Here is a 26,868-nt window from a genome sequence, read left to right on the forward strand (position 1 = left end):
ACCACCGGGTTGCTCGATATATTCGCGAAAAGTTCGATATATGAACAGTGATTCGTTTAGCGAACGCTCCGGCGATTATGGTTGTCCTTTGGGCGGGTTGTCAAGGCAGGAAAACCCCCTTCATGATAGGTCGCAAAGCGCTTCGCGGGCGCCTTGCAAGCGCTTCGCAAGCCCCTCGCCTGCGCGCGAAAAAACCTGTTGCGCAAATTCCCACTATGCTTATGGGCGATTCTTCAACTAGGCTCTATAGCGATACGCGATACGCGCGCCGCTCCGCATACTCCGGCCGCGCGCCCCGTTTTGCGGTGCCTTGCAACCCAGAACAAGCATGTCCGAGACCCAACTGGATCTGAATCTGATCCCCTACCTGGTGGCGATGGAAGACACGCGCAACGTGAGCCGCGCGGCAGAGCAGCTCGGCGTGAGCCAGCCGCGCGTGAGCACCGCGCTCGGCCGGCTGCGCGAGTACTTCGACGACCCGCTGTTCGTGCGCACCTCCAAGGGGATGGAGCCGACGCCGCGTGCGCTCGCGATCCTGCCCGCCGCGCGCGACGCGCTGCTGCGCATCGAAAAAGGCATGCTCGACGTCCGGGAGTTCGACCCGGCGACCAGCACGCACACGTTTTCGATCGCGCTGTCCGACGTCGGCGAGATCGTGTTTCTGCCGCGACTGCTGCAATTATTCGCCGAGCGCGCGCCGCACGCGAATCTGCGCTCGGTATCGGTGTCGCCGTCGCAGGTGGAACGCGGGCTCGAATCGGGCGACGTCGATCTGGCCGTCGGCTATTTCCCCGATCTGGCCGGCACCAACTTCTTTCAGCAGCGACTCTTCACGCACCGCTTCATCTGCCTGATGCGCAGCGGCCATCCGCTGTCGCAAGGACCGCTCACGCTCGAGCAGTACGTGGCGTCCGGGCACGCAGTGGTGCGCGCCGAAGGACGCAGCCAGGAAGTGCTCGAGCAATACCTGGAAAAGCAGCGCATCAAGCGACGCGCGGTGCTCGAAACCTCGCACTTCATGAGCCTGCCGTTCATCCTCGCGCGCACCGATCTGCTCGCCACCGTGCCGCACGCGATCGGCTTCGCGTACGTGTCCGAGCATGCGTCGATCATGCTGGTCGAGCCGCCGCTGCCGTTGCCGCGCTTCGATCTGCGGCAGCACTGGCATCGCAAGTTTCATAACGATCCACGCGGCAGCTGGCTGCGCGGCATGGTCGCCGAACTGTTCAACGATGCGCTGGACGAATGGCCGAAGTAGCGTGGAGGCGCGAGCCGGCAATCCACGCGGGCCCGCACGGCTGTGTACACGACAGCAGAGCAGGCCCGACAGCCGCGCGCCGCGCCGCCCGCCTTGGCAACGACAGGGGCATCGGCACTTTGGCATAAAAACATGGAACAATGGCCCCAGTAACTGACCCCGCGCGCCACGCGTCGCGTCGACGCGCGATCCAGGAGGAACGACGCATGACCAGCAGCAAGGCAAAGAAAACCAAACCCGCAGCGGCCGCCGAACGCCCGAGCCGCGACGAAGCTGAGGCAGCCGTTCGCGTGCTGCTGCGCTGGGCCGGCGACGACCCGAGCCGCGAAGGCCTGATCGATACGCCGGCGCGCGTCGCGCGTGCGTACGAGGAGTTCTTCGCGGGCTATCAGACCGATCCGCGCGAAATTCTCGCGCGCACCTTCTCCGAAGTGGACGGCTACGACGAAATGATCGTACTGAAGGACATCCGCTTCGAAAGCTATTGCGAGCACCATATGGTGCCGATCATCGGCCGCGCGCATGTCGCGTATCTGCCGAATCATCGGGTGGTCGGCATTTCTAAACTGGCGCGGCTCGTCGACGCATTCGCGAAGCGGCTGCAGATCCAGGAAAAGATGACCGTGCAGATCGCCGATACGCTCAACGAGGTGCTGCAGCCGGCCGGCGTCGGCGTGATTCTCGAAGCCGCGCATCAGTGCATGTCGACGCGCGGGGTGCACAAGGCCGGCGTGACGATGGTCACCTCGCGCATGCTCGGCACGTTCCGCAGCGATCCGTCGACGCGGCGCGAGTTTCTGTCGATCGTCGGCAATCCCGGCGTGGTCGCGGTGCCGAACACCTGAGTCGCTGACGGGTCAAGGCCGGCGCGCGAATCATCGGGTATCCTGAACGAACGGTGTGGCGGCTTGCGGGAACGGGCTTTGCGTGATGGCCGTGGCGTAGGCCGTGCGAGTTGTGCAAATCGCGCGCGCGGCGCGCCGGCCGGTTTCGTCCGCGCGCCGATCCAACCGCAGCAACAGGAGCGCCTCAATTGGTCCAGTTTCCGTCGTCGGCGGTTGCCAGCTGGGGCAGCGCGATCGTGTTCGTCAACGTGCTGCTGACGCGTCTTGGCGTACCAATTCCGGCCGTACCGATGCTGCTGTTCGCCGGTTCGGCGATCGCCGCGGGCACCTTGTCGTTCTGGCCGATCCTTGGCGCGGCGGTGCTGGGCGCACTGATCGGCGACGGCACCTGGTTCGCGGCCGGCCGCCTGTATGGCCGCACGCTGCTCGCGTGGCTCGGCCGCCTGTCGCCCGCCGTCGATGCGAAGCTCGAGATGGCGCGCTCGCTATTCGAACGCTATGGTGTGCCGCTCGTGTCGATTTCGAAGTTCGTGCCGGGGCTCGGTCTGATCACGCCGCCGCTGATGGGCACGACCGCCGTCGATGTCCGTATCTACGCGCTGTGGGAACTCGCGAGCGTGCTCGCGTGGGCGGCATTCTGGCTGCTCGGCGGCGCGGCGGTCGAACGCGAGCTGCACATGCTGCACGCGTTCGTCGTGGCGCGCGGCGGCACGCTGGCCGATATTCTGATCGGCGCGGCGCTTGTCTATCTGGTTTATCGGCTGTATGCGCGGCAGCGCGAGCGACGCCTGCTCGCGCAGGTAGCCGCGCTGCGAAGCAGGCCGGTGCTGGCCGCGCCAGCGTCGGCTGCGGCTGCGGCTGCGGCCGTGGGAATGCACGGCGATATCGACGGCGGCATTAACAGCGGCAGCGAGCCCACGCAGCCCGCATCCATCGCGCTAACGACCGGCTCAACCGCACCGCTGCCAGTCGCAGCGCCGCTCACACGACGCTGGCCCCGCTTCGGTCATCTGGGCCGTATCGCGCCATCGCGGGTGCTCGATGCACGCCCCGACGCGCCGCGCTTCGACCTGCAACGCTATTTCCCCGATGCACTCGCGCTCGATCCGCATTCGGTCGAGCAACTCGACGGCGCGCTGCGCACACATGACATGGTGATCTACTGCATCTGTCCGGATAGCACGACCGCGTTCGAAGTCTCGCAACGCATGCGCAGCAACGGCTATACGCGGATTCGCGCGCTGCGCGGCGGGCTCGATGCGTGGCAGCGACGCGGCTTTCCGGTGGGCTGGCTGGCCACGGCAGCGAACGACGCGACCACGCGAGCGCAACCGCGGCCGCAGTCACAGCCGGAATTGCGCAACGACACGCAAGGCGAGGTCACGCTGCGCGGCCTCGCGCCGCGCGGCCGACAGCGTGCCTGACTTATGCCTGACTTATGCCTGAATTACGACTGAGTTACGCCGCCCGCCGCGCTAACTCACCGCCCCCTGCATCACCGACTCGTCCCACTGCGCCGAGCTGGTGCGATTCCGTCCCTGCTCCTTGGCCACGTATAGCTGCCGGTCGGCGGCGGCAAGCACGTCGGCCCCGCCGCTGCGATCGCCACGCGCGGGCGTCGCCGTCGCACAACCGACACTCACGGTCACCGTAAGCGGCGTATCGTGCCCGCGCACGATGATCTGGCTTTCCACCTTGCGACGAATCCGCTCGCCCATCTCGAACGCGCGCTGCGGCGTCGTGTCCGGCATCACCACCGCGAATTCCTCGCCGCCATAACGCGCGACCAGATCAACCGAGCGCCGCGCCACCGACGCAATGCAGGTTGCCACCGCGATCAACGCCTCGTCGCCGCTCGCATGGCCATAGGTATCGTTGAAGCGCTTGAAGTAGTCGATATCGATGAACAGCACCGACAGCGGCTTTTGCTCGCGCTGCGCGCGCCGCCACTCTTCGTCGAGCCGTTGGTCGAGCACCCGGCGATTGCTGAGCCGGGTCAGCGGATCGGTCGCGGCGAGGCGCACCAGCGCGGACTGCGCGCGCTGCTTGTCGCGCAACGCGAACGCGAGCAACCACGACACGACCACGAACACGCCGCCGAAAGCGACCGTCAGCGCGCCGGCCAGCCGGCTGCGGTGCCGCCACGGCGCGAGCACATCGTCGACCGCGGGCGCCACCACCGCGAACAACGGCGTGCCCGGCACGCGCGCATAGGTGTACATGCGGCTCACGCCGTCGACCGCCGCCACCCCGATATAGGTGCCCGAGTCGTGGCTGCTCATCGTTTGAAAGGTCGGCGACTTGCCGATGCTGGCGCCGATATCGCGCGCGACGTAGGGCTTGCGCGCGAGCAACGTCCCATCCGCCATGACGATGAACACCGAGCCCGCGCCACCGGGATCGATCCGGTCGAGCAGATGCTGGAAGTACTCGATGCGAATCGCCAGCAATGCAATGCCGGCGAAGCCGCCCTGCGCATCGTCGATGCGCCGCGTTAGCGCGACCGACAGTTTTTCGCCGCGCAGCCGCGAATGGAATGGATGCGAAAAATAAAGGCCCGTTTTGGCGTCGTGCGCCTGCACCTGAAAATATTCGCGGTCGTCGAGATGGACGGTGGTGTTGGCGTCGTCGTCCTGCGCGGCCGCGACCTCGCCGTTCGCATCGATCAGATACGCGCCGCCGAGATACGCGGCAGTAGTCGCTCGATCGAACAGCACCGCGCGGCGCACGCTCGCGGGCAACGTCCAGGTGACCGGATTGCGCGCGCCGTCCACCATCGATTGCAGTGACAGGTCGTAGATCTCGACGTTGCGCGCCAGATCCGTGGAAATGATCGACACCAGGTTCTGCGAATTCTGGCGTGCGTGATTGAGCGCGTCGACGCGGCCCGCGCCGAGCGTCAGCAGCGTCAGGCCGGCCATCGCCGTCGCGACCAGCGTGCCCGCCACCCCGGCAACCCACGGCCGGTTGCTGACGTAATGCGTCAGGTCGGCCCCGACGGCATGCAGCGTCGCCTGCAGGCGATGACGCTGCGAATGCGACTTCTCTACCACGCTTATCGCCTCCTTGGCGGACGATTTTTTCCCACGTCGTCGCGCTACGACGTGGGTCCCCGTCTGGTTCGATGATGGCCGGGCGCGCGGTCCCGGTGCTTTCGCCGGGCGCTCGCGGCCGCTCAGTGCAGCAGAGCGGTCACCGCGCGCATGCGGCGTTTGCGTTGCTTGCCGAGCCAGTGCAACGCGGCGTCCAGGTCGCCGGCATCGGCAAGCATCGACGCATTCTCGCGCAACAACGCCTCGCTGGCGACAGTGTCGTTCAGCTTGCCAAAGCATTGCTGGATGCGTTTCAAGCGCTTCAGCGTGCGCTTATGGCCGCCCTGCAAGACCGGCCCGAAAAACTCGAACAGATAGCGCAGTTTTTTGCCCGCTTTTCTGACGTCGTGAAACGCGGCGTAGTTCGAGCGCTTTGCGCGCCTCGCGCGTTTGATGCGCTTTTTCAGCGAGCGCTCGGACGCGCCAACCCGTTTGGCGACGAACTTGTGCAATGCGATACGCGGTTCGTGCGCGGTGTTCAGTTGCGCGGAGGTACTCGCGAACGCCTCGCGCAGCAGACGCTTGACGTCGGCATTGAGCAGCGTCTCGCGGCTGACGGCAAGGGTCTCGCCGCGCGCCTGTTCGAGCCTCGTCAGCAGGTCGCGCGCAGCGCCGCGCTGCTTGTCCAGCAGTTCGATCAGGATGTCCCAGTCGCGGGTTTTGCCGGCGGCCGTCGCGAGAAATTGATAAACCGCGCGCTGGCGTTCGTTTTCTCCCTTGTCGAGTAGCGGCGCGAACGCCCACCACAACGACCGCAGGCGCCGCAACGACACGCGCAGCCGGTGCAGCGCTTCGGGCGACGCGTCGTCGTGCACCGCTTCGGCCAGTTCGATCGTCTGCCCGATCAGCGGCGCCGCATAAGAGGCGAAAGCCTGCTGCGCGAATCCTTCGCGGGCCGGCTCGGTGATGGCTTCACTGTCCTGCTTCATCAACACTCCCCACACCATGAGGTTCTTTCCAGCGTAGCAAAAATAATGCGCACGGGGTATTCGTAAGGCATTTGATGGGCAGATAAGCGAAAAAACGCTTTAAAAAGGCCAGCCACATACGCCGGCGCGATTTTTCCCGTTGCGCATTGGCGTCGCGCGCCGACAGCGCCTATGGTGGAGCCAGGCGTGTGGGCTTGTCGGCTCAACTCGCGCGTCACCAACCTGTTCGAGGAGGACGTATGCGCATACTCGTCGTCGGTGCCACGGGCCTGCTCGGCTCCGAAGTGGTCAAGCTGCTGACGCCCGAGCACGAGATCGTGACCGCGAGCCGTCGGGGCTCCGCACTGCATGTCGATCTGTCCGACAAACGCAGCATCGAAGCGATGTATGCGCAAGCGGGCACGCTCGACGCGGTCGTCTGCACGGCCGGCTCGGCGAAATTCGCGCCGTTGGCATCGCTCGGCGACGATGACTTTTCATTTAGTCTTGCCAACAAACTGATGGGCCAGGTCAATCTGGTGCGCTGCGGCGCAGCGTATGTCTCGCAAGGCGGCTGCTTCACGCTGACGAGCGGCGTGCTCGCGCAGCAGCCGATGGAAGGCAGCGCCGCGGTCAGCATCGTCAATGCCGGCGTCGAGGCGTTTGCGCGTTCGGCCGCGCTCGAGTTGCGCGGCAAGGCACGCGTCAACGTGGTGAGCCCGGGCTGGGTGGCCGAAACGCTCGAAGCGATGGGCAAGGATCCGTCGCAAGGCGTCCCCGCCGAAATCGTCGCGCAGGCCTATAAACGCAGCCTTGGCGGCAGCGCGAGCGGAGAAGTGATCAGCGCGTCGTAAGTACGGGTCGGCGGCGGCGCAACCGCCGCCCGCGACGCTTTTCGCCGTTTGCTTCATCGACTTACCAGGGTAACTTCCTACAGCTGTTTTCGGACTTCTGACTATCCCCAGCCGCCGTCCGGCGGCCCGCGGGAACCCGCGCAAAGGGGTGTAAGCCCCGTGCGGCGGCCGTTTGAATGGGACGACGGTTCCGTCACGCAATTGTCATCATTGCGACACATGGCCCCAGCAGCATCGGCAGTTCCGCGACAAACTTTTGGGGCTCACGTCATGCCGGAACTTTCGTATCCGCAACCAGACGCCGCTAGTGGTAAAGGGCGTAATTTCGGCCTGGTTATCTTTCTTGCCCTGCTCGTCGCCGGCGTGGTGTATTGCGCCGTGCATCTGCTCGACGATCTGCAGCCCGTTCGCGAAAGTTCGGTGCTGCCGTATCTGCTGCTTGGGGTCGCGCTACTGATCGCGCTCGGTTTCGAGTTCGTCAACGGCTTTCACGATACGGCCAATGCGGTCGCCACCGTGATCTATACGCACTCGCTCACGCCGAACCTCGCGGTCGTGTGGTCCGGCGCGTGGAATTTTCTCGGCGTGCTGACGTCGAGCGGCGCGGTCGCGTTCGGCATCCTGCAACTGCTGCCTGTCGAACTGATTCTGCAGGTCGGCAGCAGCGCTGGCTTCGCGATGGTATTCGCGCTGCTGATCGCCGCGATCATCTGGAATCTCGGCACCTGGTATTTCGGCCTGCCGTCGTCGAGCTCGCATACGCTGATCGGCTCGATCATCGGCGTGGGCCTGATGAATCAGTTGATGCACGGTGCGAACGGCACCAGCGGTGTCGACTGGAACCAGGCGCTCGGCGTCGGCAAGTCGCTGCTGTTTTCGCCGATCGTCGGCTTTCTGCTCGCCGGCCTGCTGCTGCTGATCCTCAAGGCCGTGGTGCGCGTGCCCGCGCTCTATGCCGAGCCGAAGGGCAAGGAGCCGCCGCCGTTCTGGATTCGCTGCCTGCTGATCCTGACCTGCACGGGCGTGTCGTTCGCGCATGGTTCGAACGACGGTCAGAAAGGCATGGGCCTGATCATGCTGATCCTGATCGGCACGGTGCCGACCGCCTACGCGCTGAACAAGGCGGTTACGCCAGAGCAGACGCAGAACTTCGTCGCGGTCGCGCAGCAGACCGCGCAGACGCTGTCGCGCTACACGCAAGGCGCGGCGCCCTCCACGAATCCGCGCGGCGATGTCGAGGAATTCGTGCGCACGCGTCATCTGACGCCCGCCACGCTGCCGGCGCTCAAGCAGTTGACCGAGCAGATCGGCCAGCAGGTGGGCCAGTCGGGTTCGATGGCCGCGGTGCCGCAAGGCATCGTCGATAACGTGCGTAACAACATGTATGTGGCGTCCGAAGCGATTCGCCTGATGCAGAAAGCCAATCAGCCGCAGTTCGCCGCCGGGGACGCGAAGATCATCAGCAACTTCAGAACGCAGATCGATCACGCGACCAAGTTCATTCCGACCTGGGTCAAGGTGGCCGTCGCGATCGCGCTGGGACTCGGCACGATGGTCGGCTGGAAGCGTATTGTCGTGACGGTCGGCGAGAAGATCGGCAAGCAGCATCTGACCTACGGGCAAGGCGCGGCGGCTGAAGTTGTCGCAATGGTCACGATCGGCGCCGCCGACGCGTATGGCCTGCCGGTGTCGACGACTCACGTGCTGTCGTCTGGCGTGGCCGGTACGATGGCGGCCAACGGCTCGGGCCTGCAATGGGGCACGGTGCGCAGCCTGATCCTCGCGTGGGTGCTGACGCTGCCCGCGTCGATCGCACTCGCCGCTGGCCTGTACTGGGTGTTCCGCTCGGTGTTCTAGGCGCCCGGTTCGAAACGCCTGCTTCCGTCGGCCGGCAAAGGTTCCGGCTGACGACGAAGCAGGCGTGCTTCAGGGAACCCGTCCCTCTAGCGAAAACAGCGCGCCGATAAAGCGCGCCGTCACGCCGACTCTCCTACTCCGGACAATCCCGGCATCGGCACGACGCTCTCCGATCCGCCAAGCCTCGACCCGGCAAAGCTCTCTAGTGCTGCGTCTCGGGCGCGAGCGAATTGGCCGGCAGAAGCCCGGTCACGAGACAGGTGCTCGGCGCGGATTTGCCGGCGAAACGGTCGTAGAGCCATGGCAGCATCCCGGCGACCCACGGCACGATAGTCCCCGCATGTTCGAGCGGATATTCGGTGTACACGACCGGTACGCCGCTCGAACAGAACTTCTTCGCGAGGGCGCGCACATCGTAGGCGAGCATCACGCCGTCGCCTACCTGGCTGCTGAAGGTGCCGTCCACCGCGCCTGCCGTTCCCTGGCTGATATACATCGGGATGGTCGGCGACGCGGCAAGCCCGGCATTCACCCTGTTCGCATACGTCACATACACCGGAATGCTGTTGATGTCGTTCGCGTATTGCGGCTTGAACAAAGTCTCCCAGCGCAGACTCGTGTACTTCGGCAGGATATAGGCCAGCGACTGATTCTGGATATCGTTGAAGACGGCCACCCCGATGTCGCTGAGGTACGGCGTCAGGTCGAAGTGATAGCCGCGCGCGAGGCCGGCGAGCGCGGCCGGCGCGACGCCGCCCCAGACGATGCTGCCATCGACGTATTTCAGGTTGTGGGCGGGATCGACCAGGACACCCCCTTCCGCCGCGCCGACGAGCTGTTTGTTGAGATCCGGCGCATAGCTCGGCGCAAGCTGCGCGGCCCAGTTCGTCGCGATCGCGCCGCCGGAGTAGCCGATCATCGCCACCTTGCTGGACGGACTCAGGCCGGTCGATGCGGTGTTGAGCGCCGCGCGGATCGAATCGAGCGTCATCATTCCATACTCGGGGCCCGCCGCGAAATCGGCCGTTTGCCCTTCGGTATCGGGCACGATAATGTTGTAGCCGAGCAGCAGCAACGCCGATAACGGGACCGATTCGGCGCTGTAGATCACCGTGCCGAGATTGACGACTTTGGTGATATCGCGCCCGCCGGCTATCACCTGCGACGGTTCATCGTAGGGGTTCAACGAGTCATAGGCCGACTGATACGAAATGGCGTGGCCATTGCTGACCGGGCTCTGGATCACCGAGGTCACGTTGACGACAGGCTGGTTCAGCGCGTTATTGGTGCGATACAGCAATTGCTGGGCAGTCACCGCGGTCGGCAGACCGGCCACGTGATAGGTGACGCTGCGGCTCTTGAGCACCATGCCCAATGGGATCGAGGCCAACGGCGTGGTGCCGGTGTAGCGATAGAACGGATCGGACACCGTCGACGCATCGGCGTGCGCGGTCGGAGCGGCCATGGTCAGCAGCGTGGATACGGCTGCCGCGATTGCTGCGAGACGTTTCGAGCTCATAGAAACAGGTATCGCCAGGAAATGGTCAGGGGTGCGTAAATTTGGCCGGGAAATAACCGGCTCGTCCGGACTTCGTGATTTTTGGCAGGAATTCCAACTCGACGCATTGAAGCACACACGCGGCAGGACAGGCCGCACTTCGATGCTGTTTGAAGGTAAACGCCCAATCTCTCCGACCTGCGACGATATAAAAAAGGCGACACGCAATGTGTCGCCTTTCCTGTGTCCTGCGATGCAGCTATAGCCGGTCTATCTGCTCGCTGCTTTATTTGCCGCTTTACGTAGCGCGCGCCTTAATAAACCTCGGGCACGATCATCGATTGCGGCACCGGCTGGCGGCTATAGTCGTCGTGATAGACCCGCGACGGCAGTTCGATCTGCTGATGCTCGATCTCGTGATACGGCACCTGGCTCAGCAGATGGCTGATGCAGTTCAGGCGCGCGCGCTTCTTGTCGACCGCCTGCACGACCCACCACGGCGCTTCGGGAATATGCGAGCGCTGCAGCATCACCTCTTTCGCCTGCGTATACGCCTCCCAGCGACGACGGCTTTCCAGATCCATCGGGCTCAGCTTCCATTGCTTGAGCGGATCGTGAATACGGTTCTGGAAGCGGATTTCCTGCTCTTCGTCGGTAATCGAAAACCAGTACTTGAGAATCTGCACGCCGCTGCGCGCCAGCATCTTTTCGAACTCCGGCACCGAGCGGAAAAACTCTTCGTACTCGTCGTCGGTACAGAAATTCATCACGCGTTCAACGCCCGCGCGGTTGTACCAGCTGCGATCGAACAGCACCATTTCACCGCCCGCCGGCAGATGCGATACATAGCGCTGGAAATACCACTGTGTGCGCTCGCGATTGTTCGGCGCCGGCAGCGCCGCGACGCGGCATACGCGCGGATTGAGCCGCTGCGTGATGCGCTTGATCGCGCCGCCCTTGCCGGCCGCATCGCGTCCCTCGAAAATCACCACCAGCCGATGGCCGGTCTGCACGATCCAGTCCTGCAGCTTGACCAGTTCGCCTTGCAGCCGGAACAGCTCGCGGAAGTACTGCTTGCGCGCTTCGCGCTGCTCGGCCGTAAAGCCGCCCGGACCGTCGATGATGCGATCGTCGACTTCCATCTCGAGCTCTTCGTCGTATGCGTCGATGAGGTCTTCTTCGAAACGGCGCTGCCGCTCCGCCATCAGTTCGATATCAGATCTCGGGTCCGGCTCTTTCATTGCGGCTCTCCTCGCAACAGGAAATGGGATGGCGCGCGGCGGCAAACGCGACGCAGACGCATTCGATTATCGAAGCGCGAGGTGTCAGGCGTGTTACCGCAACGGGCGCGCCGGCGGCGGCGTGGTAGCGACTCCCGATGACTTTGTCAGCCGGGTGTGAGTCGCGGTTGATCCGGATGCGGCCGAGGCGCGGCGCGCGTGCATGCGTGGCGACGTCCATGATAGCGAGTTTTGCGCGACTCTCCGCCGTTAGCGCAGCGGTCGCGCGAAGCTTAATTCGTGGCCGTCCGGATCGGTGATGTGGAAATAGCGCTCGCCCCAAGGCGCGTCCGAAGGCGCGAACGACGGCTGCAGACCCGCCGCGAGCGCCTTGCGGTAAATCGCGTCGACGTCCGACACGTAGATAATCACGCGCCCCCACCAGTCGACCGGCGCGCGCGCATCGGCGATCAGATTCAGATACGAGCCGCCGAATTCGAACGATGTAAACGCCTGCTGCGGACCGCCGAATTTGAGCGGAAAGCCGAGCGCTTCGTAGAACGGCACGGCGCGCTGCATATCGGCGGTGGCAAGAGTGATCGCGCTGAGCGATTCGATGCGCGGCGCCTCGCGCGCGGCTTGCGAGGTCGAAGGGGCGGATGCGGACATGGCGGTGGGCTCGGTAGCTCCAGGTGGCATTCGATGAGGGAGGCGGCTGATCGCGACGGCACGGTCAGCCATCGTTCGAGAATGACTCGATGGCTTGTCCGGCAAAGTGTCTCATACGTGCCTCACACGCGGCGGCGGCCATTAGCCCTCGAACGCCCAAGCGCCTTGAAAACCCGCTCGCCGCCCCGCATCTCCCAGCCCGTTTCTCCGGAGCATCGCCATGGGAAGCCGCCCACGCTTCATCGATGACCTGTCGAGCGCCGCATCCGACGCCCACGGGCCCCAATCCACCGACCTCCTTACCCGCGACGACGACGCCCTGCTCGACGCCTATTCGCGCACCGTTATCGGCGCACTGGAGCGCGTCCAGCAGGCGGTCGCATTTATCGCCGTGGAACGCCGTCCGCCCGGCGAGTCGGCCGCGCGAAGCCGTGGCGCGCGCGGCGGCACGGGTTCGGGCTTTCTATTTACGCCCGACGGCTATCTGCTGACCAATAGCCATGTCGTGCATGGCGCGACGCATATCCAGGTGACGCTCGCCGACGGCGCGAAATTCGATGCCGATCTGGTCGGCGACGACCCTGGCAGCGATCTCGCGGTGCTGCGCATCGGCTCGCCGGAGCCGCTGCCGCATGTCGAGCTCGGTGAATCGTCGAAACTGCGCGTCGGGCAGATTGCGATTGCGGTGGGCAATCCGCTCGGTCTGCAACAGACGGTGACCACCGGGGTGATTTCGGCGCTCGGCCGTTCGCTGCGCTCGAACTCCGGCCGCATGATCTACGACGTGATCCAGACCGACGCGGCGCTCAATCCGGGCAATTCAGGCGGCCCGCTGATCAATTCGGCAGGCCAGGTGATCGGCGTGAATACCGCGATCATCCCCGGCGCGCAGGCGATCTGTTTCGCCACCGCAATCGATACCGCCAAGTGGGTCATCATGCAGCTCTTCGCGCATGGCCGCGTGCGGCGCGCGTATATCGGCGTGGCCGGCACGACAACGCCGATATCGCGGCGCGTGCAGCGCTATTTCGGCCTCACCGCGACAAGCGGCGTACATGTGATGGAGATCGTCAAAGGCAGCCCGGCCGCGCAAGGCGATCTGCGCACCGACGACACGGTCGTCGCCATCGACGCGCAGCCGGTGCTGGACGTCGATGGCCTGCAACGCGCGCTCGACGCTTCGCGAATCGACAAGCCAGTCAGCGTGACGGTACTGCGTGGCGCGCGGCGGGTGGAATTGACGGTGACGCCGGTCGAGCAGACAGGTTAGGCGGGTCGGGGAAGAGAGGCTGGCCGCGATGCGGCCGGTCGTGCCTCGGCGTGCGGATATACAACCCTACATTCAACCCTACAAAAAATCCAACAAACCAATATAAATCAATCAATTACGGCACATAACCGCGGACAGGAAACTCTACATAAAGCCATCCAGCCCGCCGTGACGACGGTCATTTCGTTCGAATCGCCATTTCCTGAAGACTCGTGCTTGCGCGTACGACCGAACGCGTCGCAATTCGTCGCCACGCGGCGCGCCCTCACGCGCGCGGAATTCAATCGGATGCCACGCGTAAGCGGCGTTCTGGCGCGCCGGATCACACGCACGCTGCTCGATATCAACCTGCTTGCGTCGCCTTCGCATCGTGGCGATCTTTCTTTCGGACTGCCATTAAAAAACCTGCGCTTCCTGTTTCCGCGCCTGTGGCCCGAAGTCGACCAGCAGTAGCCACGCATCCACTTACGACACCGCCGGCTCCGGCCGGCGGCTCTCCTGACTGCCCCTACTGCACCACCCGCGTCACGCCACGCCCACGCGGATCGGCCGCCGCATCCGGCTTGCCTCCGTCGATCCTGATCACCTGGATATCGCCGTTGAAGGACTGCCCTTCCAGCTTGTAGCCTTTCGCCTCGATCTGCTGCGCGAGTTCGCCCGCGATCGGCTTGTACGGCTCCCAGAAAATCGTATTCTCCGGCAGCAACTGATGATGGAAGCGCATCGCGGCAACGGCATCCGGCAATGGCATGTCGTAGTCGTAGATGTTGTTGATCACCTGGAAGATCGACGTGAAAATGCGCGAGCCGCCCGGCGTGCCGATAACGAGCACAACCTTGCCGTCGCGAGTCAGGATGGTCGGCGCCATCGACGACAGCGGGCGCTTGTTCGGTTCGATCGCATTCGCGTCGCTGCCCACCACGCCGAACATATTGGCGGTGCCCGGCTTCGACGAAAAGTCGTCCATCTCGTCGTTCAACACGATGCCCGCGCGATCCACCACCACGCCCGAACCAAACGCGCCATTGAGCGTGTACGTGTTCGATACCGCGTTACCCCATTTGTCGACCACCGAATAGTGCGTGGTCTCCGCCTTCTCGGGCATCGACGTGCCGAGTCCCGCCAGCACACTCTTCGTATCGGATGGCGCGCCCGGATTGACTTCGGCCGCACGCTTCGCGAGATACGCATCGTCGATCAGTTGCGCGACCGGCACCTTATAAAAGTCCGGGTCGCCGAGATACTGCGCGCGGTCCGCGAACACGCGCTTTTCGATCTCCGCGATCAGATGTACGTATTGCGCGGAATTAAGCGGCACACCCTTGAAGTCGGACGCGAGATCGGCCTTCATCTTCAGCAGTTGCACGAGGCCGACGCCACCCGAACTCGGCGGCGGCGCCGTAATCACGCGATAGCCGTTCCATTGGGCCTGCACCGGCTCGCGCCACACGGCCTTGTATTGCGCGAGATCCGCCTTGGTAATCAGGCCGTGGCCGCGCATCGAAGCAGCAATCAGATCGGCAGTCTTGCCGGTGTAGAAACCCTTGGCGCCCTGATCCGAAATACGTTCGAGCACCGCGGCGAGATCGGGCTGCCTGAAGTTGACGCCCTCTTTCAGATCGCCGAAATAGGTGTCGAAATTGGTCTTGCCCGCGAAGTCTTTCGCCGCGTCGTCGCGCCGCTTCTGCAATTTCGCGCTGACCACGAAGCCGTCGCGCGCATAGTGAATCGCGGGCGCGAGTACCTGCTTCCATTTGAGCTTGCCGAAGCGGCGCTGCGCCTGCCACATGCCATCGACCGTGCCCGGCACGCCCACCGCGCGATAGCCGACGAGGCTCATGCCCTTGATGACCTCGCCCTTGTCGTCGAGATACATGTTTCTGGTTGCCGCGAGCGGCGCGCTCTCGCGATAGTCGAGGAAGTAAGGTTTGCCGTCGACATATAGCGTCATGAAACCGCCGCCGCCGATATTGCCCGCGTCCGGATAGGTGACCGCAAGCGCAAAGGCAATCGCGACGGCCGCATCGATCGCATTACCGCCTTCCTTGAAAATCTGCTCGGCGGCATCGGCGCTGTACCGATCAGGAACCGCCATAGCCGAACCGGTCAATATGATCGGCTGCGTGCTGGCGGGCGCCTTGGCGACGGCTGGCGTCGCGTCGAGCAAAGCGGCTGAAACAGAAACGAGTGCGACCAGCGCAAAGCCGCTGGCTGATGCTTTGAGATGACCGAACAACTTCGTGACCTCCTCACCAATGACAACGGAATCCGTACGACGCTCAGGCTATCTTGCGCTTATAACACGCCACGTCAACGTTTGCGAAGCTGCTACATTTCGTAGGGAGCATGCTGCAGCACACAAAAAGGCCTTGAAACAAGGCTTAAAAAGAACGCGCAACACACACGGCTCAGGGCGAGCAGCGTGAATCGCAATTGCAGCGATGGCGGATCGATATCGCACGAATAGCGAAATTGGAACAGCAGACGATCGTGAGATCGAGGCAACGCGCACGCGGTGATGCATGTTGAAGCGAGTTGAAACGACTCGGCGAATCAAACGCCCTTATGCCTTCCCGCGACTACCGCGCGCAATCTCATCGCCGGCGTTATGCGGCAGGCGCGCGGTAATGGGAATCGACAGGCACGAGAATAGTCCGACCACCAGAAACGCCGGCCAGAAATCGGAGAACATGATCTTCGGATGCCCCTGCAGATGATGCGAAATCTGCAGCACGATACCCGAGATCGTCACGCCGAGACCGAGCGACATCTGCTGGATCACGCTCGCGACACTCGTCGCGCGGCCGACCTCGCTGCTCGGAATATCCGCATACGCGAGCGTATTCAGCGAAGTGAATTGCAGCGACGGGAAAAAGCCACCCACCAGCACCACGCACCAGATCAGCCAATGCGGCGTGCCAGGAAAGAACAGCCCATACACGGCGATCGCGAGACCCGCGCAAGCGGCATTGACCATCAGCACGGTGCGAAAGCCGAAATGGCCAAGAATGCGCGATGCGATCGTCTTCATGAAGATCGAGCCGAATGCCGATGCACAGGTAATCGCCCCCGCCCTGAACGCGGTCATGCCGAGTCCTTCCTGCAACGCGAGCGGCAACAGGAACGGCACCGCGCCGAGACCAATACGAAACAACGAACCGCCGACCACGCTCGCATGAAAACTCGGAATGCGCAGCAAACGCAGATCGAGCACCGGCAACGCGACGCGATTCGCGTACAGCACATAGATCAGCAGCAGCACGATGCCGGTCACGCACATGCCGACCGACTCGCCGGTCGACACCAGTTCGCCGCCGACGAGCGACAACCCCAGCATGAACAGCGACGCACCGCTCGCGGACAGCACGAAGCCGATCCAGTCGAGCCGACCGGGATGCGGCTCGCGCGCATTGGCGATGTATTTGTTGGTGAGCCAGATGCCGAGCAAACCGATCGGCACGTTGATGACGAAGATCAGCCGCCAGTGCAGATAGGTGGTGATAAAGCCGCCGAGCGGCGGCCCGACCACCGGGCCGAGCAGTGCCGGCACCGATAGATAGTTCATCGCGCGGATAAACTCGGACTTCGGCAGCGAACGGAAAATAATGATGCGCCCGACCGGCACCATTAGCGCGCCGCCGATACCTTGCACGAAGCGCGCAAGCACGAAGGTGTCGAGCGAGGTGGAGGCCGCGCATAGCAGCGAGCCCGCCATGAAGATGCCGATCGCGGTGCGAAACACGGTGCGCGAGCCGAAGCGGTCAGCGACCCAGCCGCAGATCGGGATAAACACGCCCAGGCCGATCACATACGCGGTGACCGCGAGCTTCAGGGTAATCGGATCGTGGCCGAGATCGCGCGCCAGAACCGGCAGCGACGTCACGATGACCGTGCCGTCCACGTTTTCCATGAACATCGCACACGCGACGATCAGCGGAACGATGAAAGCGCCTAAAGCGAGCGGCATTGTCGTGACGACAGGCGGCGAAGCCTTCAATGGAAAGCGTCGATTATGGCACTGCGGCAGCAACAAATGTTGTTGCGCGAGGGGATTTTGCTGGGTGACGCGGCGCGGACCACCAATCGGTACGAGACCGGGGCGATGCCGCGCCGCCGCGGCACGCAGCTTATCGCGATGCGCTGACGAGCGGCTGCAGTTGCGGCAGGATCTCGCTGGTGGCGCGCGCGACGTCGTTCGGGAAGTCGATTTCGATCCACGGCGCGCCGGTCACGTCGGCGGTATCGAACACCTGGCTGCGCTCGAGCAGCAGGTCGCGCACCGCCTCTTCGTGCGGCATGTTCGCGCGGCCGCTGTCGATATAACCGGCGACGATCTGCGTGAAGCGCCGCGCGGTTTCCTGGCGGAAGCGGAAGAAGCCGACCGACTCGCCGATCGTGTCGTACTCCAGATTGACCGCGAGCTGCTTGCGCAACTCGACCGGCACGCCGTCTTTCAGACACAGCTTGACGGGCTCGTCGCCCGCTTCGAAATCACGGTCGATCAGCAGACGGTTGACCGATTCGCCCGCCACCAGCGCACTCAGAATGCGCTCGTCGTAGAGCACGTCCGCGTCCATCAGCAGCACGTCGCCGCCGCGCGTCAGCGCATCGGCCACGGTATGCACCGTCAGCACGCTGCCCAGATCGAAGCGCGGATTGATCACGGTCTCTACCTTATGCGGCCAGTTGATACGCGCGAGTTCCGCCTGCACCGATTCCGGCTGGAAACCGAGCGCCAGCACGACGTCGGTCACGCCGGCGGTTTCGAGCATCTGCAGATGCCGTTCGAGCAGGCTCATGCCGTCGAACTGCAACAGGCACTTCGGAAACTGGGCTTGCGGCGGCTGCTGAAGACGCAGGCCGAGGCCCGCTGCGAGAATGATGGCGCGCATGCGCGGTCCTTTGAAAAAATACGGAGATCAATCGGCAACCGGAATGCGCCGTAGCGCGCGCCGTCGTTGCCAGTTTCGTTCGCTGAAATGCAAAACCAGCAGGCCTGGCAGGCCCAGCAGGATTTCACGCGCACGCTTGGCGAGCGACAACGCCAGCGCCGCGTCGGGCGGCAGCCCCACCAGCGGCGCGAGCAGCAGATAGCCACCCTCCTGCACGCCGAGCGAGCCCGGAATCATGAACGCTGCGCCGCGAATCGCCTGGCCGATGCTTTCGAGCAGCAGCGCGTCGATCCAGCCGACCGGATGGCCGAGAAAACGCAGCAGAAGCCACACCTCGACCGTGCCGACAACCCAGCCGACGAAGCTCAGCGCGAAGCTCGCCGCAACCCGGCCGCGCTCGCGATACAGCAATTGCACGGCGGCATCGACCGCTTCCGCGCGCGTCATCAGCGACGACCAGTCACGCTTGCCGAACACCTTCGACACCACGCCGAGCAAGCGGCCGAACAGGCCACGCCGCTGCGCGAAATAGAACCCGGCGATCATCGCGCCGAGCACACAGGTCGCGATCAGCGTCGCGGCGCGCAAGTCATGCAACGAACCCTGCGCGGCATAAGCGCCGAACAGCGCCAGGCCGCCCAGCGCGAACAGGATTTGCGCGAGCGCCTGCCAGGTCGTACTGACGGTGATCGCAGCGGCCGCGTCGCGCATCAGCATGCCGCGCTGCGACAGCTGCCGCACCATCACGACCGGTCCGCCGATCTGCCCCGCCGGCAACAGACTGTTCACCGATTCGCCGATCCAGCGCGCGAATATCGCGTCGCGCAGCGACGGCTCGTGCGCGCGCGCGCTGTGGTCCGCTGTGTCGCTACGCCTGAGCAGCACCGCGATCGCACCGGCATCGAGTACCAGCGGCACGACGTGGAACACCGCGACCGCCGCGAGCCCCCAACCGGCCGCAAGCAAGGTCGACGCCACCGAGCCGAACCCCTGCCATGCGAGCAGGCCGACGAACAGCATCGTGCCGATCGAGAGCAGAAGCAGGGCCGCGCGACTCATGCGGCGTCCTTACCACGCGAGATCATCTGACGGAATACCTGACGGAAGCCGAAGTACGCGATCGCGTCCTTCATATTGGAGATAAAACGGCGCCACGGCCGCATGTTCGGATCGGTGACGTATTCGAACGTCAGCGATACGCGCATTTCGTTCGCGCCGGCCGGCGTGATCCGATGGCGCAGCTTGTCGCCGTCGAAAAACACCAGGCTGCCCGGCGGATACTGCACCGAACCCGGCTGATCCGGCACGTCGGGATTGCGGGTATGCAGTTCGTACTCGAGCCGGCACGACGAGTCGTCGATCACGCCGAGCAGCAGCGTATAGCGGCGTCCGTCGTAGTACGAAGTATCGTAGTGCCAGCCGATATGATCGCCCGGCCGCGTGTAGTAGTAGAGCGCGTACGCATGCGGGTCGTCGGCGGGCGACACCTGCAGCTTGTCGCCGCTCAGCTGTTCGAGCCAACCGATCAGTTCCTTGGAGCGATACAGCTCGGCGATGAACGGCGCGAGCCGGTCGATCGTATGGCGGCTCACGCTGCCACCCTGCTTGTGTCCCGGCAGATAGTTGCGGTTGACTTCATCGAGCAGCGCCCGCGCGCTGTGAATCAGCTGCGCGGTCACTTCCGGTGCGAGGAAATCTTCCAGATACAGGAACGCGTCCTGCGCGGCGAATTCCTGGCGCAGACGTGCGTTGTCGAACGTGCGCGTGCGGCTCGCGACCGCGCGGTCGGGATCGGGCGCGGGCGTGAGGGTGGCTGCGGGTGCAACTGACGACACGGGCGCGATAACGTCGTCTTCGGCGTGGGTACTCATTCGCTGGCCCAAAGTTGAGTTTCGGAAGCCTTGGCGGCATTGACCGTCGGACGGGCGACACGGCGCGCGACGCGCCAGTAGTCGACCACGACCCATGCGGCGAACAGCGGCGCGCCAATCGATGCAACCACGACGAACGGCGCGACCACGTTGGTCAGCGTGACGATAGGTAGCAGATACAGCACGTCCTCGGTTTCGAAACCGCCGAGCGACGCCTGCTTCGTTCCCGCCTTGCCGGCCATTTCCTCGATCCGCATCCGCAGGAAGAAAATCAGTGCAATCGCCACGCCGGCCGCCGCGCCGAGCACGCCCGGCGCGATCTTCAAGCCGCCGATCAGCGTGCCGCCGACACCGACGCCCATGCCGACGAACAGCATCACCGTGACGAGCGCATCGCAGGCGAGGTCGTAAAAATGACCGATACGGCTCGACTTGCCGCCGATGCGCGCAAGCTCGCCGTCCGTATGATCGACAAAATTTGACAATACAATCAGCAGTGCGCCCGCATTGGCCCACGCAAATCCGCCGCGCGCGAGGCACAGCGCGCCTGCCACGCCGATCAGCAGGCGCAGCGTGGTGAGGTGATTGGGCGTGACCCAGGTATCGACTAGCGGTGTCACGAGCCGGCGGGCGAGCCGGGCGTCCCACGTGCGTGGCAATGGGACGTTTAATGGAGGTCGGGGTTGCGAAGTCATAACCCGGAAATATATACGGGATCGTGAAAGATTGCTTTCTTACCGTGCGTTTCTTTGCGGTTTGTCGATGGCATTCGTGTGTCTGTCACAAAGCGGGATTCGGCGAATAGCGATAAAGTGCGAATCCGGTTTGCGCCTGTCACGCCGAATCCCTTCGATGCACAACGCTACGCGGCGCTTCCGCTACGTCGCCGGCCGTTGCGAATCCACTACATCAGCGGGCCTGCCTCCTAAGCTCATGAACCGTCTTCTTGCTTCTGTTTTGTTGCTCGCAGCCGCCGCGCTGCCGCTCCCCTCGTTCGCCGCGGAACTCGATGCGCCGCTCACGTGTAACGAGAGCGGCCACCAGTTCATCGCCGATCTGCTGGAGCAGCAACTGATCAACCCGAAGCCAAGCCACGTCGAGCGCAATTCGATCAACGCGTTTTCGCCGACACCCAACGCCAATCTGACCGCGTTCGGATTTCGCGTGTTCGCCGTGGTCGGCTTCGAAAAAGACGACCCGCTGTTCCGCGAGGGCGACGGCGAACCGCTTGCGCAGTCCGCGTATGGCGCGGTTGTATTCGGCAGCGAAGACAAGGTCAAGAGCGCGCTGAAGGAGGCCGGCAGCACGGCGATCGTGCATCACGTCGCGCCACTCATTACCGCGATTTTCTGCAAGCGCAGCTAGGCCGGCTCAGCGCGCCGGTTCGTCGTTACGCCGGTCCCCGCCAGCTGCGGATCCGGCTCCATCATCACCGCTGACACAGCCTTTCCCGCCGCGACTCAACCCGGCCGGCGGAATTCGTTTTCGACCCACGCCACCGCGCTTGCCTTGCTGAGCTTGAACGTCGGCGCGACCTGCACCTGAGCGATCTGTTCACCGAAGCTATCGAACGCGGTCAGTAGTGCGTACGGTTCGTCTTCGTCGGGGACGATGTCGAGCGTGATCTCGAGTTCGTCGTTACCGTCCGCGCTCGGCACCCGCAGCGTTTTGTGCAATTGCGCGCGCAGTTGCTGCTCGTGACGGCGCAGCACTTCCGACGCGGTTTTCACCAGCGTGTTGAACGCCGATACGTCGAGCGGCTTCGGATCCTTCTTGTTGCGGCCCATCGTCCACGGTCCGACGAGTGCGGGCTCGGCCTCGCCGTCCTTGATCATTTCGACGGCCCAGCCTTCGTCGTCTTCATTCTTGATGATGCGCGCGGTCCAGCCGTTGTCGCGCCACAGACGCTCTTCGTGCACGCTATCGTCGTCTGCCTCGGACGACGCGTCGTCGGTCAGGAATTCGGCGTCCGTATCGGACGAGGGAAAGGGCATGTCGGTCATCACAGGTTCACTCACTTCGCGAGGCGTTTAACAGATTCGAGCCCGCGATTTTACCTTCCCGCGAGCGCCCCGCCCTGCTCCCTCCGACAAACGGACAAGTCGCGACGAGCTCCACCGCCCATGCCCTTGCCGTAATAAGCTGTTTCGTCCTGTGCCGGATGGTTAAAGCCAGCTTTTAATTAGAGATAAAAAAACGCGACCCGAGGGCCGCGTGTAAAAATGAAAAAGACACCCTTTGGTCATAGGGGTCGATGAGAATTATAAATGGCAAATTATCTTGATTTAAGATGTCTATCGGAAAAATGCATTGCAAAAAACAGCAGGAATCGATAGGCAACGAAAGGCTTCAGACAGCTTCTCTCCCCACATGCACAAGCGCTTGCGTGTCGCGAAGGGACAACATCCCGGACTTGACAATGCTTTCCGCATTTAAATAGCAAAAAATAAATTTCTTTTATTCGTCAGCACTTACGCAATTAATTTCACATTCTCAATTTAAAAAACTCATTATCGTACTACTCGCAATTAACCGAATGCGGAACCGGAATACACTGCATCGCGAATCGCCAGTCATCGAGCGCAAACGGCGCGTCATCGCTGGAACGCCGATTCTCCATGCACTATCCCGGAGTGATCCCCTATGAAAAAAACTCTCATCGCGGCAAGCCTGCTGAGCGCTCTCGCCGTCACCGCACACGCCCAAAGCAGCGTCACGCTGTACGGCTCGCTCGACGCCGGCGTCGTCTACTCGAACAACCAGGGCGGCCACAGCAACTGGCAACAAGGCAGCGGTTCGCTGTCGAACACCTATTTCGGTCTGCGCGGCAGCGAAGACCTCGGTGGCGGTCTGCACGCGATCTTCACGTTGGAAAACGGCTTCAACCTGAGCAACGGTCACAACACCGAAAGCAACACGCTGTTCAACCGCCAGGCGTTCGTCGGCCTGCGCAGCAATAACTTCGGCACGCTGACTTTCGGCCGTCAATACGACTCGGTGAGCGATTACGTGGCGCCGCTGTCGGAAACGGGCGAAGGCTACGGCAACAATCTCGCGGCCCACCCGTTCAACAACGACAATCTGGCCAGCTCGTTCTCGATCAAGAACGCCGTCAAGTACACGAGCGTGAACTACGGCGGCCTGAAGTTCGGCGGCCTGTACGGCTTCAGCAACGCGGCCGGCGACTTCTCGAACAATCGCGCATGGAGCGCGGGCGCTTCGTACGACAACGGCCCGCTGAGCGTGGCCGCCGCCTACCTGCAACTGAACAACTCGGGCAGCTCGAACCTGAACGGCGCGGTCTCGCAAGGCGACGGCACTTCGGCCATCGGCGCGCATCTGCAGCGCACGTATGGCGCGGGTATCAACTACGCGTACGGTCCCGCCGTCGTCGGCTTCGTGTACACGCACTCGCAACTGGACGGCATCACCAGCATGAACGTCGGCGGCGCGACGCTGCCGGGCATCGCCGGTACCAATCTGCATCTGGACAACTACGAAGTGAACGGCCGTTACGCGCTGACGCCGGCACTGAGTCTCGCTGCTTCGTACACGTTCACCAACGGCAAGATGAGCGGCTCGAACGGCTCGGGCACCCCGAGGTGGCACACGGCTTCGCTGCAAGGCGACTATCTGCTGAGCAAGCGCACCGACGTGTACATCGAAGGCGTGTATCAACACGCGTCGGGCACGCTCGGCGACCTGGGCGTGAACGTCGCGTCGATCAACACGCTCGCGCCGTCGACGAACCGCAATCAGGTGGCCGCCGCGCTCGGCATGCGCCATCGCTTCTAACGCCGGCAGCTTTCCGTCCGGCAGCGGCAGCGCGAGCCCATTCGCTCGCGCTGCACCGAAACCCGCGCGTGAGTCGATCACGTCGCGGGTTTTTTCATGGGCCTTACGATTGGCCGTCATACCGGGCCGTCATACTGGTTGGCCGGCATATCGTTGAATGAACGACGGCACGTAGTGACGATGCCGATGCATGCTGGGTATACTGCCCCGACTGCCTTGCGGTGCCGCGATCGAGCGACGCCCCCGCATCGCAGCTTCGCCGCGAAGCATCGCGCTGCCCGTCAGCGCATCGCGCTTCGCCCGCGCCTCACTTTCCCATGCACGACCCGGGAACGCCGACGATCGGATCATGAAAAGACTTCTCCTGCTTGCCCCCGCTGTCACCCTGACCGCCACTCTCGCCGCCTGCGGCTCCTCGGGCGGTCCCGCGCGCGATGCGTCCGTGCCGATGGTCTACGTATCGTCGTCGCGGCCGGCCGCCGCCATCGCCGCGTGCCTCGAAGACCGTCTCCCGCGCGTGCGCACGTCGCATGCCGGCGCCGCGACCGAACTCGCGGTCGGCTCCGACTCGCACAACTCGTACTTCATTACGCTGACGCCGCTCAACGGCAGCACGGTCATCAAGGTCATGCGTCCGGCCAATGCGCCCGACGATCCACCCGAAGAGGAAATGCGCTTCGATATCGCGCGCTGCGCGTCCTGAGCGTCGCGCGCTCGTTCGTACTTTTTGCGCGCTTTTTTCGCGCTCACTTCACGCGCACTTCAAGCTCCCTTCGCGCTTCGTTCGCGCTATTTTTCACGCGAGGTTCGCGCTCATTGGTCGATGCGTTCGCTCGTGCGCGACGCTCCCGATGTTGCGCGAACCTCGTCATGCGTCACACCGCTTCCAGTACATCCGGCCGGCGCGCGATTTTTATCTCGCGCGCCGGCTATTTTTTTGCTCGCGCATCTGCGAACATAGCCGCCCTCTGTTTTCCAGGCGGCGCTCATGCCGCGAGGTTCGATGGCATCCAGCAAAGCGCATCATGCGACCGGTTTCGCGGCCGGTGTCATCGCCGCGACGATCGTCGCGCGCGTCGGCGGCGGTTTTTTTCATTCGGGCATGCTGCTGAGCTTTATCGCCGGCATGGCCGGCAGCACCGCGCCGGACTGGCTCGAAGTCGCGTGGTGGTCGCGCGCGCGACGGCTGTGGATCACGCATCGCACGTTGACGCATTGGGGCGTCGGCTGGTTAGCGTTGCTCGCGGTGTCGTACCACGCGCTCGGACATTCGATCTACGCGGCGCCCGCGTTCGGCTTCGCGTGCGGCGGCCTCATGCATCTGCTCGCGGACTGGCCGAATCCGCTCGGCGTACCGTGGATCGTCGGGCGTCATTCGTTGAATCTGTGGAATAGCGGGAACTGCGATGTGATCGTAGTCGCCGCGTCGTGGGCGGCCGCGTGGTTTATCGGCCAGCACGTGTGGCTGCACGACGCGTATGGATGGCTGTGGCTGCGGCACTGGTGCACAAGCTAGACGCGCGACGATGCGTGCATGCGCGCCGCGGCGCCTTGTTCGCAATGAATGGGGCGCTGCGAGTCGGGCAGCGCTGAGGCACGCAGTCAACCCACCGCGTTAAACAGCGCGCTCGCTGCCGCGTATCGAACGCGTGCCTTAGTGATGTGCTTCCATAGCACGCGTCAGCGTGCGTACGTCAGTAACCTACCTCACTCCCACAGCGTCAATGCCGCCCCTCGTGATCGCGCTCGCCTTCACGCACCTTCCCCTGCGAAATGCTGCTGCCTGGCGGCACGCTATGCGTGAGCCACACATTGCCGCCGATCACCGAACCCCGCCCGATCGTCACGCGCCCGAGGATCGTCGCGCCCGCGTAGATCACCACGTCGTCCTCGACGATCGGATGCCGGGCATTGCCCTTGATCAGCGCGCCGTCTTCGTCGGCCGCAAAACTTTTCGCGCCGAGCGTCACCGCCTGGTACACGCGCACGCGCTCGCCGATGATCGCGGTCTCGCCGATCACGACACCGGTGCCGTGGTCGATAAAGAAGCTCGGCCCGATCGTCGCGCCCGGGTGAATGTCGATACCGGTTGCCGAATGCGCGATCTCGTTGATGAAACGCGCGAGCAGCGGCACGCCCAGACGATGCAGCGCATGCGCGAGCCGGTGATGCGTCATCGCCCACACGCCCGGATAGCAAAGCAGGATTTCGGTGATGTGCTGCGCGGCCGGGTCGCCGGTGAAAGCCGCCTGAATGTCGCTGACGAGCAGCGCGCGAATGCCCGGCAGTTGCGTCGCGAATTCGCGTGCCACCGCGAACGCGCGCTCCTGCAACTCGGCATCCGACGTCGCGCCGAACTCGGGTAGAAAGCGCAGCGCGCGGCGAATCTGTTCGGCGAGCAAACGCAAGGTGCTTTCGAGCGTGTGGCCGACGTAGTAGTCGACGGTTTCGTCGGTCAGATCGGGCGCGCCGTAATGCGTCGGAAAGAGCGCGGCACGCAGACCGGTGACGATGCTGCTGACGGCTTCGCGCGACGGCAACTCGCGAATGCCGAGCGGATGCCGCGTGCGATGCAATTGTTCGCGCGAGGCGCGCAGGTCAGCGACGATCTGTTCGAGACCCCAGTTCTGGGAAGGCGCATTAGCCATAAGGGACGGCGCCGTGCAATGGGCACGGTTCAAAGTGGTTATCCGCAGAGATTACCGCGTTTTATCGCGGCCCGCGCGGCATGGCGCAGTTCGCCGAGACCCTGGCATGGGTATGGGTGCAGCTGGAGGCTGCCCGCTGCGTCGATGCACAGCGACACGCGGCGACGCATGGCGCGATGCACAACATGAAC

25 protein-coding genes are annotated in these 26,868 nt (G+C 63.7%); 12 read left to right on the forward strand and 13 right to left on the reverse strand.

The genetic code is table 11. The features are described from left to right. Window positions 1-328 precede the first annotated feature (328 nt). From HHL14_RS27755 to HHL14_RS27765, 3 genes are all read left to right on the forward strand, one after another. The gene (locus tag HHL14_RS27755; RefSeq protein ID WP_169500802.1) at window positions 329-1,258 is read left to right on the forward strand and encodes a LysR family transcriptional regulator; all 930 of its coding nucleotides are present in this window, start codon (window positions 329-331) and stop codon (window positions 1,256-1,258) included. Window positions 1,259-1,464: 206 nt separating this feature from the next. After that, window positions 1,465-2,103, forward strand: coding sequence for a GTP cyclohydrolase I FolE (gene folE, locus HHL14_RS27760; protein ID WP_169500803.1), 639 nt, complete (start codon window positions 1,465-1,467; stop codon window positions 2,101-2,103). Between the two features lie 188 nt (window positions 2,104-2,291). Further along, complete coding sequence (locus HHL14_RS27765) at window positions 2,292-3,527, forward strand: VTT domain-containing protein (protein WP_169500804.1); 1,236 nt, start codon at window positions 2,292-2,294, stop codon at window positions 3,525-3,527. A gap of 51 nt (window positions 3,528-3,578) precedes the next feature. Here HHL14_RS27765 and HHL14_RS27770 read toward each other — a convergent pair whose 3' ends face one another. Together HHL14_RS27770 and HHL14_RS27775 are read right to left on the reverse strand one after the other, a co-directional pair. Further along, window positions 3,579-5,156, reverse strand: coding sequence for a GGDEF domain-containing protein (locus HHL14_RS27770; RefSeq protein ID WP_329601741.1), 1,578 nt, complete (start codon window positions 5,154-5,156; stop codon window positions 3,579-3,581). A gap of 122 nt (window positions 5,157-5,278) precedes the next feature. Then, window positions 5,279-6,124 carry a CHAD domain-containing protein gene (locus HHL14_RS27775; protein WP_169500805.1) on the reverse strand — a complete coding sequence of 282 codons (846 nt, stop codon included), beginning with the start codon at window positions 6,122-6,124 and terminating at the stop codon, window positions 5,279-5,281. 239 nt (window positions 6,125-6,363) lie between these two features. Here HHL14_RS27775 and HHL14_RS27780 point away from each other — a divergent pair, with 239 nt between their 5' ends. Together HHL14_RS27780 and HHL14_RS27785 are read left to right on the forward strand one after the other, a co-directional pair. Then, window positions 6,364-6,957 carry a short chain dehydrogenase gene (locus HHL14_RS27780; RefSeq protein ID WP_169500806.1) on the forward strand — a complete coding sequence of 198 codons (594 nt, stop codon included), beginning with the start codon at window positions 6,364-6,366 and terminating at the stop codon, window positions 6,955-6,957. 270 nt (window positions 6,958-7,227) lie between these two features. Continuing rightward, entirely contained in the window at window positions 7,228-8,814 is a 1,587-nt protein-coding gene (locus HHL14_RS27785) for an inorganic phosphate transporter (protein WP_169500807.1), read from the forward strand. A 202-nt stretch (window positions 8,815-9,016) separates the two neighbouring features. Here HHL14_RS27785 and HHL14_RS27790 read toward each other — a convergent pair whose 3' ends face one another. Further along, window positions 9,017-10,333, reverse strand: a complete 1,317-nt coding sequence (locus HHL14_RS27790) for a lipase family protein (RefSeq protein WP_169500808.1) — start codon at window positions 10,331-10,333, stop codon at window positions 9,017-9,019. Here HHL14_RS27790 and HHL14_RS27795 point away from each other — a divergent pair. Continuing rightward, entirely contained in the window at window positions 10,278-10,577 is a 300-nt protein-coding gene (locus tag HHL14_RS27795; RefSeq protein ID WP_169500766.1) for a hypothetical protein, read from the forward strand. The two genes, HHL14_RS27790 and HHL14_RS27795, sit on opposite strands and share 56 nt — an antisense overlap. 49 nt (window positions 10,578-10,626) lie before the next feature. Here the strand turns inward: HHL14_RS27795 and ppk2 are convergent, their stop codons facing one another. Next, window positions 10,627-11,553 carry a polyphosphate kinase 2 gene (ppk2, locus tag HHL14_RS27800; RefSeq protein ID WP_169500809.1) on the reverse strand — a complete coding sequence of 309 codons (927 nt, stop codon included), beginning with the start codon at window positions 11,551-11,553 and terminating at the stop codon, window positions 10,627-10,629. A 249-nt stretch (window positions 11,554-11,802) separates the two neighbouring features. Beyond that, the gene (locus HHL14_RS27805) at window positions 11,803-12,201 is read right to left on the reverse strand and encodes a VOC family protein (RefSeq protein WP_169500810.1); all 399 of its coding nucleotides are present in this window, start codon (window positions 12,199-12,201) and stop codon (window positions 11,803-11,805) included. A gap of 220 nt (window positions 12,202-12,421) precedes the next feature. On the opposite strand from HHL14_RS27805, the gene HHL14_RS27810 reads away from it, so the two are divergent. After that, entirely contained in the window at window positions 12,422-13,471 is a 1,050-nt protein-coding gene (locus tag HHL14_RS27810) for a S1C family serine protease (protein WP_169500811.1), read from the forward strand. Between the two features lie 508 nt (window positions 13,472-13,979). Here HHL14_RS27810 and ggt read toward each other — a convergent pair. Next, entirely contained in the window at window positions 13,980-15,707 is a 1,728-nt protein-coding gene (gene ggt / locus HHL14_RS27815) for a gamma-glutamyltransferase (RefSeq protein WP_407945313.1), read from the reverse strand. 327 nt (window positions 15,708-16,034) lie between these two features. After that, a complete protein-coding gene (locus HHL14_RS27820; RefSeq protein WP_169500813.1) occupies window positions 16,035-17,438 on the reverse strand; it encodes an MFS transporter in 1,404 nt (467 codons plus the stop codon). Between the two features lie 45 nt (window positions 17,439-17,483). Here HHL14_RS27820 and HHL14_RS33630 point away from each other — a divergent pair, with 45 nt between their 5' ends. Then, window positions 17,484-17,615: a hypothetical protein gene (locus tag HHL14_RS33630; RefSeq protein WP_268966654.1), complete on the forward strand. Its 132-nt coding sequence runs from the start codon at window positions 17,484-17,486 to the stop codon at window positions 17,613-17,615. On the opposite strand, the gene HHL14_RS27825 is transcribed toward HHL14_RS33630, so the two are convergent. From HHL14_RS27825 to HHL14_RS27840, 4 genes are read right to left on the reverse strand one after another with little or no spacing between them, the layout of a single operon-like run. Further along, window positions 17,599-18,363 (reverse strand): phosphocholine cytidylyltransferase family protein, encoded by a 765-nt coding sequence (locus tag HHL14_RS27825; protein ID WP_169500814.1) that lies wholly within the window; start codon window positions 18,361-18,363, stop codon window positions 17,599-17,601. The two genes, HHL14_RS33630 and HHL14_RS27825, sit on opposite strands and share 17 nt — an antisense overlap. 27 nt (window positions 18,364-18,390) lie before the next feature. Continuing rightward, window positions 18,391-19,422 carry a lysylphosphatidylglycerol synthase domain-containing protein gene (locus HHL14_RS27830; protein ID WP_169500815.1) on the reverse strand — a complete coding sequence of 344 codons (1,032 nt, stop codon included), beginning with the start codon at window positions 19,420-19,422 and terminating at the stop codon, window positions 18,391-18,393. After that, window positions 19,419-20,234 (reverse strand): HalD/BesD family halogenase, encoded by an 816-nt coding sequence (locus HHL14_RS27835; protein WP_169500816.1) that lies wholly within the window; start codon window positions 20,232-20,234, stop codon window positions 19,419-19,421. Before HHL14_RS27835 ends, HHL14_RS27830 begins: the two co-directional genes overlap by 4 nt. Then, window positions 20,231-20,929, reverse strand: a complete 699-nt coding sequence (locus HHL14_RS27840) for a CDP-alcohol phosphatidyltransferase family protein (RefSeq protein ID WP_169500817.1) — start codon at window positions 20,927-20,929, stop codon at window positions 20,231-20,233. Before HHL14_RS27840 ends, HHL14_RS27835 begins: the two co-directional genes overlap by 4 nt. A gap of 238 nt (window positions 20,930-21,167) precedes the next feature. Here HHL14_RS27840 and HHL14_RS27845 point away from each other — a divergent pair, with 238 nt between their 5' ends. Next, window positions 21,168-21,599 carry a hypothetical protein gene (locus HHL14_RS27845; protein WP_169500818.1) on the forward strand — a complete coding sequence of 144 codons (432 nt, stop codon included), beginning with the start codon at window positions 21,168-21,170 and terminating at the stop codon, window positions 21,597-21,599. 95 nt (window positions 21,600-21,694) lie between these two features. Here the strand turns inward: HHL14_RS27845 and HHL14_RS27850 are convergent, their stop codons facing one another. After that, window positions 21,695-22,237, reverse strand: a complete 543-nt coding sequence (locus HHL14_RS27850; protein ID WP_169500819.1) for a hypothetical protein — start codon at window positions 22,235-22,237, stop codon at window positions 21,695-21,697. Between the two features lie 640 nt (window positions 22,238-22,877). On the opposite strand from HHL14_RS27850, the gene HHL14_RS27855 reads away from it, so the two are divergent. The 3 genes from HHL14_RS27855 (at window position 22,878) to HHL14_RS27865 (ending at window position 25,545) form a co-directional block, all read left to right on the forward strand. Beyond that, complete coding sequence (locus HHL14_RS27855) at window positions 22,878-24,029, forward strand: porin (RefSeq protein ID WP_169500820.1); 1,152 nt, start codon at window positions 22,878-22,880, stop codon at window positions 24,027-24,029. 349 nt (window positions 24,030-24,378) lie between these two features. After that, the gene (locus HHL14_RS27860; RefSeq protein WP_169500821.1) at window positions 24,379-24,732 is read left to right on the forward strand and encodes an LPS-assembly lipoprotein LptE; all 354 of its coding nucleotides are present in this window, start codon (window positions 24,379-24,381) and stop codon (window positions 24,730-24,732) included. A 300-nt stretch (window positions 24,733-25,032) separates the two neighbouring features. Beyond that, a complete protein-coding gene (locus HHL14_RS27865) occupies window positions 25,033-25,545 on the forward strand; it encodes a metal-dependent hydrolase (RefSeq protein ID WP_169500822.1) in 513 nt (170 codons plus the stop codon). Window positions 25,546-25,750: 205 nt separating this feature from the next. On the opposite strand, the gene epsC is transcribed toward HHL14_RS27865, so the two are convergent. Then, window positions 25,751-26,677, reverse strand: coding sequence for a serine O-acetyltransferase EpsC (gene epsC, locus HHL14_RS27870; protein WP_169500823.1), 927 nt, complete (start codon window positions 26,675-26,677; stop codon window positions 25,751-25,753). Window positions 26,678-26,868 lie beyond the last annotated feature (191 nt).

It is taken from the genome of Paraburkholderia antibiotica, assembly GCF_012927125.1.
GTDB lineage: Bacteria > Pseudomonadota > Gammaproteobacteria > Burkholderiales > Burkholderiaceae > Paraburkholderia > Paraburkholderia antibiotica.